Below are 12683 nucleotides of genomic sequence, written 5' to 3'. Positions count from 1 at the left end.
CGCATAGCCGAATTGATCGCAACGAATCGAATTCAAGCAAGGCGCGCAAACCGCGCGCCGAGTCCGCGAGCGGACTTCCGGAGTTGAAGATGTCTGACCAAGCCAACCTCACCCAGTCGATCTTCGGCCGGCTCAGCTGGGACGCGGTCCCGCTGCACGAGCCGATCCTGATCGCCACCTTCGCCATGGTCGTGCTCGGCGGTCTGGCCGTGCTCGCGCTGATCACCCGCTACAAGCTGTGGGGGTATCTGTGGAAGGAATGGTTCACCAGCATCGATCACAAGAAGATCGGCATCATGTACATGGTGCTGGGCTTGGTGATGCTGCTGCGCGGCTTCGCCGACGCGTTGATGATGCGCCTGCAGCAGGCGATGGCCTTCGGCGACAACGCCGGCTATCTGCCTCCGGAACACTACGATCAGATCTTCACCGCGCACGGCGTGATCATGATCTTTTTCGTCGCGATGCCCTTGGTCACCGGCTTCATGAATTACCTGGTGCCGCTGCAGATCGGCGCGCGCGACGTCGCCTTCCCCTTCCTCAACAACTTCAGCTTCTGGATGACCGCCTGCGGCGCCGGGCTGGTGATGCTGTCGCTGTTCGTCGGCGAGTTCGCCAAGACCGGCTGGCTGGCGTATCCGCCGCTGTCGGGCATCGCCTACAGTCCCGGGGTCGGGGTCGACTACTACATATGGGCGCTGCAGATAGCCGGCGTCGGCACCTTGCTATCGGGCATCAACCTGATCGCGACCATCGTCAAGATGCGCGCGCCCGGCATGACCATGATGCGCATGCCGGTGTTCACCTGGACCTCGCTGTGCACCAACGTGCTGATCGTCGCCGCGTTCCCGGTGCTGACCGCGGTGCTGCTGCTGTTGTCGCTGGACCGCTACGCCGGCACCAACTTCTTCACGAACGATCTCGGCGGCAACCCGATGATGTACGTGAACCTGATCTGGATCTGGGGCCACCCGGAGGTCTACATCCTGATCCTGCCGTGCTTCGGCATCTTCTCCGAGATCGTCTCGACCTTCAGCGGCAAGCGCCTGTTCGGCTACGCCTCGATGGTCTACGCGACCGTGGTCATCACCATCCTGTCGTACCTGGTGTGGCTGCACCACTTCTTCACCATGGGCTCGGGCGCCAGCGTCAACTCGTTCTTCGGCATCACCACGATGATCATCTCGATCCCGACCGGCGCGAAGATCTTCAACTGGCTGTTCACCATGTACCGCGGCCGCATCCGCTTCGAAGTGCCGATGCTGTGGACGATCGGCTTCATGGTCACCTTCACCATCGGCGGCATGACCGGCGTGCTGCTGGCGGTGCCGCCGGCCGACTTCGTCCTGCACAACAGCCTGTTCCTGATCGCCCACTTCCATAACGTGATCATCGGCGGCGTGCTGTTCGGCCTGTTCGCCGGCATCAACTTCTGGTGGCCCAAGGCCTTCGGCTTCAAGCTCGATGCGTTCTGGGGCAAGTGCTCGTTCTGGTTCTGGATCACCGGCTTCTTCTTTGCCTTCATGCCGCTGTACGTGCTCGGCCTGATGGGCGTGACCCGCCGCGTCAACCACTTCGAAGACCCGTCCTTGCAGATCTGGTTCATCATCGCCGCGTTCGGCGCGGTGCTGATCGCGCTGGGCATCGCCAGCATGCTGATCCAGTTCTATGTGAGCATCCGCCGCCGCCACGAGCTGCGCGACGAAACCGGCGATCCCTGGCAGGGCCGCACCCTGGAGTGGTCGACCTCTTCGCCGCCGCCGGACTACAACTTCGCCTTCACCCCGGTGGTCCACGACAACGACGCCTGGCACGACATGAAGCAACGCGGCTACCAGCGTCCGCAGTCGGGCTTCCTCGACGTGCACATGCCCAAGAACACCGCCGCCGGCCTGGTGATCGCATTGCTCAACACGGTCTGCGCGTTCGGCCTGATCTGGCAGATGTGGCTGTTCGCGGGCGTGGCCTTCGCCGCGATGCTGATCGCCGCGATCGTGCATACCTTCAACTACAAGCGCGACTACCACATCCCCGCGGCCGAAGTGACGGCCACCGAGGACAAGTACACGCAGCAACTGGCCGCCGCCCATGTCTGACGCACACGCCATCGCCACCCACACCGCCGACGGACGTCCGGTCTTCTTCGACGCCCAGGGCAAGCATCATCCGCACAACGGCACCCTGCTGGGGTTCTGGCTGTACCTGATGAGCGACTGCCTGGTGTTCGCCTGCCTGTTCGCGGTCTACGGCGTGCTCGGCCGCAGCTACGCGGCCGGCCCGTCGGGCGCGGATCTGTTCGATCTGCAACTGGTCGCTATCAACACCTCGATGCTGCTGTTGTCGTCGATCACCTATGGCTTCGCCATGATCTCGATGAAGCGGCGCAAGCTCGCCGCGGTGCAGGGCTGGCTGGCGATCACCGGCGTGTTCGGCCTGGCCTTCATCGGCCTGGAACTGTACGAATTCCACCATCTGATCGCCGAAGGCGCCGGCCCGCAGCGCAGCGCGTTCCTGTCCTCGTTCTTCGCCCTGGTCGGTACCCACGGCCTGCACGTGACCTTCGGCATCGTCTGGCTGGTCACCTTGATGGCGCAACTCGGAAAGCACGGCCTGACCGTGGAAAACCGCCGCCGCCTGATGTGCCTGTCGATGTTCTGGCATTTCCTCGACGTCGTGTGGATCGGCGTCTTCACCTTCGTCTACCTGATGGGAGTGCTGCCGTGAGCCACCCGGTCGCCCCGCAACACCACGACAACGATCACGCGCACGGCCACGACGGCGCGCACGACGACGGCGACGATTACCACGGCACCGTCGGCGGCTACGCGATCGGTTTCGTGCTCTCGTTGATCCTCACCGCGATCCCGTTCTGGCTGGTGATGGCCAAGGTGATCCCGAGTTCGGGCACGACCGCGTTCGTGGTCCTGGCCTTCGCGGTCGTGCAGATCGTCGTGCACATGATCTACTTCCTGCACATGAACACGAAGTCGGAAGGCGGCTGGAACATGCTCGCGCTGATCTTCACCCTGGTGCTGGTGGTGATCATGCTGGCCGGCTCGTTGTGGGTCATGCATCACCTCAACACCAACATGATGCCGATGCCGCACGATATGCGGAATATGCCCTGATTCGGGATTCGGGATTCGGGATTCGGGATTCGGGATTTGGGATTTGGGATTTGGGATTTGGGATTTGGGATTTGGGATTTGGGATTCGGGAATCGGGAATCGGGAATCGGGAATCGGGAATCGGAATTTTGCTCGTCATTCCCGCTCACGCGGGAATCCAGCGACTTTCGTGCGAGTACCGTCAAAGTCACTAGATTCCCGCGTTCGCGGGAATGACGAGCAAAGACGGCACGACAACGAAACCCTCGCCACCGCCCTTCACGAAACGACGAACAAGTCGGCATCACCCTGAAGTCGAGCAGCACCGAACGCCCTACCGGCGATTCCTGAAGAGGTCCCGAGCATGACCGCGACCACCAAGCCCCCGCGCAGCCCCTTCGCCCTGGCCGCCCTATTGTTGCTCTTCCTCGCCGCCTTCCTCGGCCTAATCGCCCTGGGCGTGTGGCAGATCCAGCGCCGCGCCTGGAAACTCGACCTGATCCAGCGCGTCGACGCGCGCGTCCACGCCCCGCCCGGCGCCGCGCCCGCTCCATCCGACTGGCCCACCGTCAGCGCCGATCGCGACGAATACAAGCACGTCCAGCTCGAAGGCCAGTACCTGCCGGTCGCGGCCACCCGCGTGCAGGCCGTCACCGAACTCGGCCCGGGCTTCTGGCTGCTGCAACCGTTCCAGACCGCCGGCGGCGAGATCGTCCTGATCAACCGCGGCTTCGCCCCGAACGAACGCAAGGCCGCCGAAGCCGACGAAGCGCCCGCCGACACCCGCGTTACCGGCCTGCTGCGCCTGAGCGAGCCCGGCGGCGGTTTCCTGCGCAAGAACGCGCCGGAGCAGAACCGCTGGTACTCGCGCGACGTGCAGGCGATCGCGGCCAGACTCGGCCTGAAACAGGTCGCGCCCTACTTCATCGACGCCGATCGCAGCGCGCCGCTGCCGAGCGACCCCACGGCCGAGCCGACTTGGCCGGTCGGCGGGCTGACGGTGATAAAGTTTCCCAACAGCCATTTGTCCTACGCATTGACCTGGTTCGCGCTGGCGCTGATGGTCGTGTTCGCGGCCTGGCGCGTGTATCTGGAAGAGCGCCGCCGGCGACGTAGCCACGGCGCCTAGAGTCGAACCGGAGCCGAAGCCCGAAACGATTCGATCCGATCGCCGTTACCGTCGTCGCCAACACCGCTGCGAATTACCTCGCCCCGCACCACCCCGCTACCGCTACCGGCCCACACACCATGCAGGACAGCCCCATCATCGGCCCCGCTCCTGGCGTGGCTCCGTTGACCGCCTCGCAGGACGGCACCGGGGTCAAGAACATGCACCAGCTGATCCAGTTGCGCTGGATCGCGGTGATCGGCCAGGTCGCGACCATCGTGTTCGTGCATTTCGGTTTCGGCATCCGCCTGCCGTTGATGCCGATGGCGGTCGTGCTGGCCTGCCTGGCCGCGTTCAACCTGGTCAGCATGCTGCGCTGGCGGCATCGCGAGGAAGTCACCAACGGCGCGTTGTTCCTGGCGCTGCTGGTCGACGTGCTGACCCTGACCGCGCAGTTGTACCTCAGCGGCGGCGCGGCCAATCCGTTCGTGTTCCTGTACCTGCTGCAGGTGGTGCTGGCGGCGGTGCTGCTGCGCTCGTGGGCGAGCTGGGCGGTGGTGTTCGTGACCAGCGCCTGCTTCATCGCCCTGACCACCTTCGCCGGCCCGGTGGTGATCCCGGCCGACCCGACCCGCGGCCTCGCCGATCCCTACGTGCAGGGCATGCTGCTGTGCTTCGTGCTCAACGCGACTTTGCTGGTGGTGTTCATCACCCGCATCGGCCGGATCCTGCGCGCGCGCGATGCGCGCCTGGCCGACCTGCGCCAACGCGCGGCCGAGGAAGAACACATCGTGCGCATGGGCCTGCTGGCGTCGGGCGCGGCCCATGAGCTGGGCACGCCGCTGGCGACCTTGTCGGTGATCCTCGGCGACTGGCGCCACATGCCGCCGTTCACCCAGCAGCCCGAGCTGCTGCAGGAACTCGACGAGATGCAGACCCAGCTGCACCGCTGCAAGAGCATCGTCACCGGCATCCTGCTGTCGGCCGGCGAGACCCGCGGCGAGGCGCCGGAAGAAACTACCGTGGCAGCCTTCCTGGACGACTTGGTCGAGGAATGGCGCAGCACCCGCCCGGTGCGCGGATTCGACTACCAGAACAGCTTCGGCGAGGATGCGGTCATCATTTCCGACTCCGGCCTCAAGCAGATGATCTGCAACGTGCTCGACAACGCGCTGGAAGCCTCGCCCGGCTGGGTCGGGCTGGAAGCCTGGCGCGACGAGGACAAGCTGGTGCTGCGGGTCAGCGACGCCGGCCCGGGCTTCGCCCCGGCGATGCTGTCGCATTTCGGCAAACCGTACCAGTCGAGCAAGGGCCGCCCGGGCGGCGGCCTGGGCCTGTTCCTGTCGCTCAACGTGGTCCGCCAGCTCGGCGGCAGCATCGCCGCGCGCAATCGCGAACCCAGCGGCGCGGTGGTGACCATGAGCCTGCCGCTGTCGTCGTTGAGCGTAAGCGAGAGCGAGCATGAATGAGCACGACACCGACCCGCCCCTCGACGACGACGCGCTCGACGGCGACGACGCGCGCCGCCTGCTGATCGTCGAGGACGACGCCGCGTTCGCGCGCACCCTGACCCGCTCGTTCGAACGCCGCGGCTACCTCGTGCACAACGCCAGCCATCTGGCCGACGTGGAGAAGCTGCTGGAAACCCACAGCCCCGGCTACGCGGTGGTCGACCTGAAACTGGCCGGCGGCGACTCCGGCCTGGCCTGCGTGCAGGCGCTGCACGAACACGATCCGGACATGCTGATCGTGGTGCTGACCGGTTACGCCAGCATCGCCACCGCGGTCGAGGCGATCAAGCTCGGCGCCTGCCATTACCTGGCCAAGCCGTCCAACACCGACGACATCGAAGCCGCGTTCGGCCGCGCCGCCGGCGACGCCACGGTCGAACTGACCGAGCGCCAGACCTCGATCAAGACCCTGGAATGGGAACGCATCCACGAGATGCTGGCCGCCACCGACTTCAACATCTCCGAGACCGCGCGCCGGCTCGGCATGCACCGGCGCACCCTGGCGCGCAAGCTCGGCAAGCATCGGGTCAAGTAGGCGCGCGGCGGATCGCTGCGCGCTCGTCGGACTGGATCGAAAAGCGCCGCGGCCGCGGCGAGGTTTCTTTCAGGCGGCGGACTGAGCCCCGGACGACCGAAGCACCGCATCTCGACGACCGAGCGCGGCAACCCGGGCCTCAGACGAACCCATGCTCCCGCGCCAGCCGCGTCAGTCCGATGTGGCTGCGCGCATCGAGTTTCTCCATCGCTCTCGCCCGCATCGCACTCACCATCGACCTGGGCATTTTCAACACCTTGGCGATGCCGCGCACATCGGTGCCGCGCAGGCGCATGTGGATCACCATCAGCTCGCGCGCGCTCAGGCGATCGAACGGCGAGCGCGCTACCAGGCTCGTCGACCCCGGCACCGCTTCGTCCAGATAGCGCCGCCCCCGCGCCACCTCGCGCACCGCCTCCAGCACCCGGCCCGGCGGCGACGACTTCGACACGAAACCCAGCGCGCCGGCCGCCAGCAACATCCGCGACACCGGCCCGCGCTCGCGCATCGACACCACCAGGACGCGGAAGGTCGGATCGATATCCAGCAACTTGCGCGTGACCGTCAATCCATCGCTGCTGCCCAGATCGAAATCGCTGACGACCACGTCCGGCGCCGAGAACGGAATCATCCGCAACGCCATGTCGACGTCGCTCGCCTCGCCGATCACCTTGACGTCGCCATCGCCTTCGATCATCAGGCGCAGCGCCATGCGCGCGAGCGAATGATCATCGACCATGAACACATGAATCATGCCGGCCAACCTTCCTTGTGATGTCGAGCATTAATCCGATTCGCGCCAGGCCGGTCAAGCGCAACTTCGCGCCCGGGTCGTCCGCTGCCCAGCTTGCAGCTGACTCATTCATTTTCACGGGCGGACCGGCGCCGAGAACCCACGGTGAGAATACGCCGCCAACTCGCCCAATTAAACCGGGGCGGTGGCGCCGGTTCCACTGTATGGACGGGCGCCCTGACGGGCGACGCGTCCCAGCTCGACGACCTCCTCCAACCCCCGCCCCGACGGCGACGCCGTCGACACGAAACCGCCGCAACCGCCGCAACCGCCGCCAGCAGCATCCGCGACCCGACCGGCGCCGGCGCATCGAGACGATCAGGACACGAAAGGCCGGATCGACCTCGAGCCACCTGCGCGTCGGCTCAGTGCTCGTGCCCGGGTCGAAATCGATGATCGCGATGTCCGCGTCGACAACACAATGATCCGCAGCGCCATGTTCGCGCCGCTCGCCTCGCCATGCACCTCGGCGTCACTGTCGCGCTCGATCATCGGGCGCAGCGCCACGCACGCGGGCGCGTCCTGTTCATGAGTTCGCCTCATCGTTACTACGAGCCGATGCACGCTCGCCATTGAAAGAAAAACGCGCGATTCGATCGCAACTCTCGGTTTCCAATCTCGACGAAAATTCAACATTTCACCGCGCACTCACCTTCGACAAAAACGCGACACGTGTACTGAATACGCATTCAACACACATTAATTGCATTCACTTGTGAGGGTTTGTCTACAACACCCACCAATTATCGAAAAAAATCAATACGGTGTTGATTTCGCTGATTCCATCTGGTTTCTATTGAGCAAAGCAGGAAGCCACACTCGCACGCACGAACCCGCAGGACCGCGGGTTTACTACCGAGGGGAACAGCATGAATGTCCAGCGACAACGCGCCGCATGTGGCGTCGATCGGCAACCCAATCACAAGATCAGGGGAGCGCGCCACATCCGGAGCATGGCGCCCTTGACGCTCGCAATGATCGGGATGTTTGCCGCCACCCGGGCTTGCGCCGGGCTGCCCGTCATAGACCCGGCCGCGATAGCGCAGCACTTTCAGAAAATCCTTGAAGATCGTGCCCAGTTCATCGAACAGGGAAAGCGCTGGATAGAGACCAAGAACCATATCGAACGCCAAATGATCAAACTGCAGCAGTTGCAGTTCGGTCGCTCGGTAATGGCCGACGACTTCCCGGACCGCCCCGTCGACTACGGCATGGAAGACCGCTGTCCAGGTCCCTCCGGCGGACTGCAGGCGCTCAAGGGCCGTTTCATTCCGCAAATGGACGGCAACATCGTCGAACAGCAGCTCAACCTGTGCCAACGAGCCGTACTTGCTGAAAACGCCAAGTACAACGACTCGGTGAAGATGCTCAGGACGCTGATCAAGCGCAATGAAGAGTTCGCCAAGATCGACGAGCAACGTAAGAACGAGGTCGGCGAAAACCCGGGCGCCCTGGAAGCCAACTCCAACGAAGCGCAACGCTTCGTGATCCGCACCAAGATGGACCTGGACTACTGGCAGGCCCGCATGCGCGCCTACGACGACTACATCCTGGCGCTGCAGAACGATCAGTCCCGGCTGGCCCGTCGGGCACTGGAAGGAAAGAAGAGTGGCAGCGGCATCGGCCGGGTGATCGGCACCGACTCGATCAAGAGCGCGTTTTCGTTCTGATCCCGGCGATCGCCAACTTCCAAGCTCGAAGGAACGACTCATGGATGCGCTGCTTTGCCTGCACGACTGGCTCACCCCGCATATCCAGGGCGTGGGCGACTTCGCCTTCTTCAAACTGATCAGCGAGTACTTCGACCACAAGATCGACCAGTTCGGCCTGCGCCTGATGGCGCGGATGATGAAATGGGTCGGCGCGATCTCGCTGACGCTGGTGACGCTGTGGGTGATGATCGCGGGCTACCGCATGGCCACCGGCCAATCGCGCGATTCGATGATGGCACTCGTCGTCAGCATGGCCAAGATCGCGGTCATCATCACCGTCGCCACCAGCATGTCCTGGGCCGGCACCAACCTGCACCGCTTCGTCACCGTCGATCTTGACCGCGAAATCCACTCGCTGTTTGTTGGCACAGCGCAGAGCAGCAGCGACGCGATCGACAAGAACCTCGCTTTCATGCAGGTCGCGCTGAGCGCGATCGACGCGGTGCAGGTGCCCGACAGGGACCCCGCCCTGCAGCGCAAGAAAGAGCAGGCCCTGCTGTTCGCCGGCATCGGCACCGCCAGCCCGCCGATGGCCGCCGGCGCGATGCAACTGCTGTTCAAATTCTCCATCGCCTTGTCGATCGGCCTGGCGCCGTTGTTCATCCTGTGCCTGGTCTTCGAACAGACCAAGGACCTGTTCCGACGATGGCTGCTGTACACCATCGGCACGCTGTTCTCGATGTCGCTGTTGAGCGTGGTCACCGGTTGGGTGATGGAGTTGATGGCGAAGATCGCGGTGTTGCTGTGGGTCAACAAGGCCTTGAACGGGATCCTGGGCAGCGCCGCCGAGGGAATGACCACGCAGGCGATGTTCCAGGGCGGCATCGGCCTGCTGATGACGGTGCTGATCGTGACCGCCCCGCCTCTGGCGGCAGCCTATTTTCAGGGGACGCTGGGGAACTTCATGTCGTATTCGGCGTTTGCTGGGAAGGACAAGGAATACGTTTGCTGGGAAGGACAAGAATACGGACCGGCGGCACTATACATACTACGCAAGAGTCGTGAATGGGCGGACAGCGGCTCACAATCGGGCTACAGCGGCCTCACAGCAACACCACACGCACTGTAGATGTGCGTCCCGGCGCCCCCCTGCGCGAGCAACACCACACGCACTGGAGATGTGCGGTCCGGCGCCCCGAGCCAACCCAACATGCATACCGACAGTGTCAAGGACAAGCCCCAAAAAGACAGAGAGAAATGACTCATGAAGCCATGTCACGCAACGGGACTGTTGCTTCTATTAACGGCCAATCTCGCCTCAGCGGAGGGCGCCTGCCCCCCTGGCCAATACCAAACGACGCCACCGGGTGTAGCGGGCCCAGTCGGCTGCGCACCAATTCCAGAACGAGAAAAAACAAGACAACAGTGGACCAATCAATGGGGCGCACTTGCCAACGACGGGCAGAAAACCTGGGGTATATCCGAGAGCATGCCAAGCAAGAAAATGGCAATTTCCGAAGCCATGGACGACTGTCTGACCAGAGGCGGAAAAAGCTGCAAGCTCAAGCTCGTATATTCTAATCAATGCGCAGCGATTGTAGGAACACAGAAAAATTCCGTCGTATCGCGCGCCGCAACTAAAGACAAAGCGATCAATTTCGCTGCCGATGACTGCCGCAGAAAGGCCGGCAATAATGTGTGCTGGACCTATTACTCAGGCTGCAGCCTACCGATAAAAACTGGCGAGTGAGAAGCCTGAAGCAACATAACGCCATCACCGCGTACTCGATGAAATAAAAAGGTCTACCACTGATGAAGAAACCCTCATGCGACTGTTGAGCGTAAAAACCACCCTCTGCTTGATCCTTGTCACGGGCTGCTCGGCACCCAGCCGCGCCGACAAGGCCGTATCCACCACAACCAATGCCGAATCCGTGCAGCAAAAATCAAGGGGCGCTAACGATTCGCGCGGACAGGAAAAACCGATCGCTGAGTCCATTACCGCTCCGCAAAACAAAGGAGATCAAAACGTGCTTCGTCCTTCCTACGACAAGTGTCTCGATGCAACCGGCGGCGTCACACCCGAAATTCAGGACTGCATCGCCGAAGAGTACGACTTCCAAGACGACCGCCTTAACAAGGTCTATCAATCGCTTCTTGCCAAGCTGCCCAAGGAAGATCAGGAAGCGCTCCGCGTCGAACAACGTAAATGGGTGTCCAAGCGCGACGCGGAATGCGAGATCGATAGCGGCGCGGGTCAAGGCCAACGATTGGAAGCCAATGACTGCCTGCTGGAGATGACCGCCAAGCGCGCCTCGGAGCTGGAACAACGATAGACCGCAACAATCGTGTCAGTGCTTTTGCAAGCCAATCAAATGATCTAGCCAGTGAATTGAAGGAACAAGGATATGGCCGACAACAACCAATGGACCCTGGGTGAAACCTCACGACGTTACGAAACCGGGGGCCGTGGAGCCGGTACGATTTCAACCGGCAGGGGCGACAACGGCGGTGTTTCCTACGGCTCTTACCAACTGTCCAGCCGAGCCGGAACGCTGCGCGAATACCTGAACCAGTCCGAGTACCGCGACCAGTTCGCGGGAATGGCCCCCAACAGCCCCGAGTTCAACGAAAAATGGCGTGAGTTGGCCAGAACGGAACCACAGTTCGCGCAGGATCAACATGACTTCATAAAGCGCTCGCACTACGATCCGCAAGTAGATCGCCTGAAAGATCGCGGCATCGACCTGAGCGATCGCGGTCCCGCGGTACACGATGCGCTATGGAGCACTTCCGTCCAGTTCAGGGCGCTGACACCGCGCATTTTCGAAAAGGGACTGCAGGAAAAATTCGGCGAGAACTATGACCTGACCAAGCTATCCGACAAAGACATCGTCGAGGCTGTCCAGGATTACAAGATCAATCACAACGAGCAGCTTTTCAGCAAATCACCAAGGCTATGGGATGCATTGGAAAATCGAGCACAGAACGAAAAGACCGATCTGGTTCGATTGGCGGAGCAAGACCGCACCCAGCAGCAAGGGCAGCCGGGCCAGAATGCTCCAGACAATACCGGACAGCAGCCTGCGAGAGCGCCGCACGGCACGGATAACGGCGCGAGCAGTGTCGAAATACGGCAACTGCAAGAACGCCTTAGTCATTTGGGCTATACCGACGCCCAAGGCCAGCCGTTGGAAGCAGACGGCAAACTCGGCCAGAAAACCGAAGAGGCCATCAAAGCCTTCCAACGCGACCATGATCTGAAAGTGGATGGCATCGCTGGCCCGCGCACGCTTGAGGCACTGAAAACGGCCGAGCCGTCCAAGCCCCATCAAGACGGAGCGGCGCCGCCCAGTACCGCTCAAGACCCCCTTCTGTCCGACCCCGGTCATCCCGATCATGCGATGTACAAGCAAGCGCTCAACGGTATTGAAAAGCTCGGCGCTGCGGCTGGCTTCAAGGATCAGGCCGAGCGCGAGCGCGCCGCAGCGGCGTTGACCTTCGAAGCGAAGGCCAGCGGCTTGAAGCAGATCGACAGCGTGGCGCAAAACACCACCGGCACGGGACTGTTCGCAGTCGAGGGCGCGCTGGACGATCCCGCCAACAAACGGGCTTACGTGGAAAAGGGCGTGGCGGTTCAACAACCTGTCGAAAAATCCAGCGAATTGCTGCGCCAAGGGCAGGAATTGCCGCAGCAGCCCGGTCCCGAACCGGTACCCGCCACACCGTCGCCCAGACCGCTGTCGGCTTGAAGCTGCCTGATCCGCATCTATGCGCGAATATGCGGCTGCATATCCAGAGCGAGGCAACTCAAAGCCCCGCGATGGCGAGCCGTGACGGCACCGCATGACGGACCTGGTGTCGAACCTGTCGAATCGAGCGGGTCGACCAAGCTGTCGATCCGTTCGACCAACGCTGCCCTACGGCTTGGCCACGCAGGTGGTGTTCCAGTACAGCTGCGGACGTTCAGCGCCTGA

The 12683-nt window shown here is 62.7% G+C and carries 12 protein-coding genes; 11 read left to right on the top strand and 1 reads right to left on the bottom strand.

Annotated features, from left to right (window positions below):
* Positions 1-89: 89 nt before the first annotated feature.
* From cyoB to KME82_RS12580, 6 genes are all read left to right on the top strand, one after another.
* Positions 90-2096, top strand: a complete 2007-nt coding sequence (gene cyoB / locus KME82_RS12605) for a cytochrome o ubiquinol oxidase subunit I (protein ID WP_252255725.1) — start codon at positions 90-92, stop codon at positions 2094-2096.
* Positions 2089-2724, top strand: a complete 636-nt coding sequence (gene cyoC, locus KME82_RS12600) for a cytochrome o ubiquinol oxidase subunit III (RefSeq protein WP_215498813.1) — start codon at positions 2089-2091, stop codon at positions 2722-2724. The genes cyoB and cyoC overlap by 8 nt, the downstream gene beginning before the upstream one ends.
* A complete protein-coding gene (gene cyoD / locus KME82_RS12595) occupies positions 2721-3128 on the top strand; it encodes a cytochrome o ubiquinol oxidase subunit IV (RefSeq protein WP_215498812.1) in 408 nt (135 codons plus the stop codon). The genes cyoC and cyoD overlap by 4 nt, the downstream gene beginning before the upstream one ends.
* A gap of 343 nt (positions 3129-3471) precedes the next feature.
* Positions 3472-4236 carry an SURF1 family protein gene (locus KME82_RS12590; protein WP_215498811.1) on the top strand — a complete coding sequence of 255 codons (765 nt, stop codon included), beginning with the start codon at positions 3472-3474 and terminating at the stop codon, positions 4234-4236.
* A gap of 119 nt (positions 4237-4355) precedes the next feature.
* On the top strand, positions 4356-5684 hold the full coding sequence (locus KME82_RS12585; protein WP_215498810.1) for an ATP-binding protein: 1329 nt from the start codon (positions 4356-4358) through the stop codon (positions 5682-5684).
* Positions 5677-6261: a response regulator transcription factor gene (locus KME82_RS12580; RefSeq protein ID WP_215498809.1), complete on the top strand. Its 585-nt coding sequence runs from the start codon at positions 5677-5679 to the stop codon at positions 6259-6261. The genes KME82_RS12585 and KME82_RS12580 overlap by 8 nt, the downstream gene beginning before the upstream one ends.
* 139 nt (positions 6262-6400) lie before the next feature.
* Here KME82_RS12580 and KME82_RS12575 read toward each other — a convergent pair whose 3' ends face one another.
* Positions 6401-7015, bottom strand: a complete 615-nt coding sequence (locus tag KME82_RS12575; protein ID WP_215498808.1) for a response regulator — start codon at positions 7013-7015, stop codon at positions 6401-6403.
* A gap of 908 nt (positions 7016-7923) precedes the next feature.
* Here KME82_RS12575 and KME82_RS26585 point away from each other — a divergent pair.
* The 5 genes from KME82_RS26585 (at position 7924) to KME82_RS12550 (ending at position 12458) form a co-directional block, all read left to right on the top strand.
* On the top strand, positions 7924-8724 hold the full coding sequence (locus KME82_RS26585; protein WP_252255723.1) for a hypothetical protein: 801 nt from the start codon (positions 7924-7926) through the stop codon (positions 8722-8724).
* 40 nt (positions 8725-8764) lie between these two features.
* Positions 8765-9835 carry a type IV secretion system protein gene (locus tag KME82_RS12565; RefSeq protein WP_215498807.1) on the top strand — a complete coding sequence of 357 codons (1071 nt, stop codon included), beginning with the start codon at positions 8765-8767 and terminating at the stop codon, positions 9833-9835.
* A gap of 135 nt (positions 9836-9970) precedes the next feature.
* A complete protein-coding gene (locus KME82_RS12560; RefSeq protein WP_215498806.1) occupies positions 9971-10456 on the top strand; it encodes a DUF4189 domain-containing protein in 486 nt (161 codons plus the stop codon).
* Positions 10457-10532: 76 nt separating this feature from the next.
* Positions 10533-11042, top strand: coding sequence for a lysozyme inhibitor LprI family protein (locus tag KME82_RS26580; RefSeq protein WP_252255721.1), 510 nt, complete (start codon positions 10533-10535; stop codon positions 11040-11042).
* Between the two features lie 72 nt (positions 11043-11114).
* Positions 11115-12458 (top strand): peptidoglycan-binding domain-containing protein, encoded by a 1344-nt coding sequence (locus KME82_RS12550; RefSeq protein ID WP_215498805.1) that lies wholly within the window; start codon positions 11115-11117, stop codon positions 12456-12458.
* Positions 12459-12683: the final 225 nt, after the last annotated feature.

Origin of the sequence: Lysobacter capsici, from assembly GCF_018732085.1 — a bacterium.
Lineage (GTDB): Bacteria > Pseudomonadota > Gammaproteobacteria > Xanthomonadales > Xanthomonadaceae > Lysobacter > Lysobacter capsici_A.
Note: the sequence above shows the minus strand (reverse complement) of the source record. Positions and strands in the feature narration are given on the sequence as shown.

What these genes read in the sequence shown, in the direction of transcription:
- cyoB (WP_252255725.1), top strand. Translation starts at nt 90, where the DNA reads ATGTCTGACCAAGCCAACCTCACCCAGTCGATCTTCGGCCGGCTCAGC.
- cyoC (WP_215498813.1), top strand. Translation starts at nt 2,089, where the DNA reads ATGTCTGACGCACACGCCATCGCCACCCACACCGCCGACGGACGTCCG.
- KME82_RS12590 (WP_215498811.1), top strand. Translation starts at nt 3,472, where the DNA reads ATGACCGCGACCACCAAGCCCCCGCGCAGCCCCTTCGCCCTGGCCGCC.
- KME82_RS12585 (WP_215498810.1), top strand. Translation starts at nt 4,356, where the DNA reads ATGCAGGACAGCCCCATCATCGGCCCCGCTCCTGGCGTGGCTCCGTTG.
- KME82_RS12580 (WP_215498809.1), top strand. Translation starts at nt 5,677, where the DNA reads ATGAATGAGCACGACACCGACCCGCCCCTCGACGACGACGCGCTCGAC.
- KME82_RS12575 (WP_215498808.1), bottom strand. Translation starts at nt 7,015, where the DNA reads ATGATTCATGTGTTCATGGTCGATGATCATTCGCTCGCGCGCATGGCG.
- KME82_RS26585 (WP_252255723.1), top strand. Translation starts at nt 7,924, where the DNA reads ATGAATGTCCAGCGACAACGCGCCGCATGTGGCGTCGATCGGCAACCC.
- KME82_RS12565 (WP_215498807.1), top strand. Translation starts at nt 8,765, where the DNA reads ATGGATGCGCTGCTTTGCCTGCACGACTGGCTCACCCCGCATATCCAG.
- KME82_RS12560 (WP_215498806.1), top strand. Translation starts at nt 9,971, where the DNA reads ATGAAGCCATGTCACGCAACGGGACTGTTGCTTCTATTAACGGCCAAT.
- KME82_RS26580 (WP_252255721.1), top strand. Translation starts at nt 10,533, where the DNA reads ATGCGACTGTTGAGCGTAAAAACCACCCTCTGCTTGATCCTTGTCACG.
- KME82_RS12550 (WP_215498805.1), top strand. Translation starts at nt 11,115, where the DNA reads ATGGCCGACAACAACCAATGGACCCTGGGTGAAACCTCACGACGTTAC.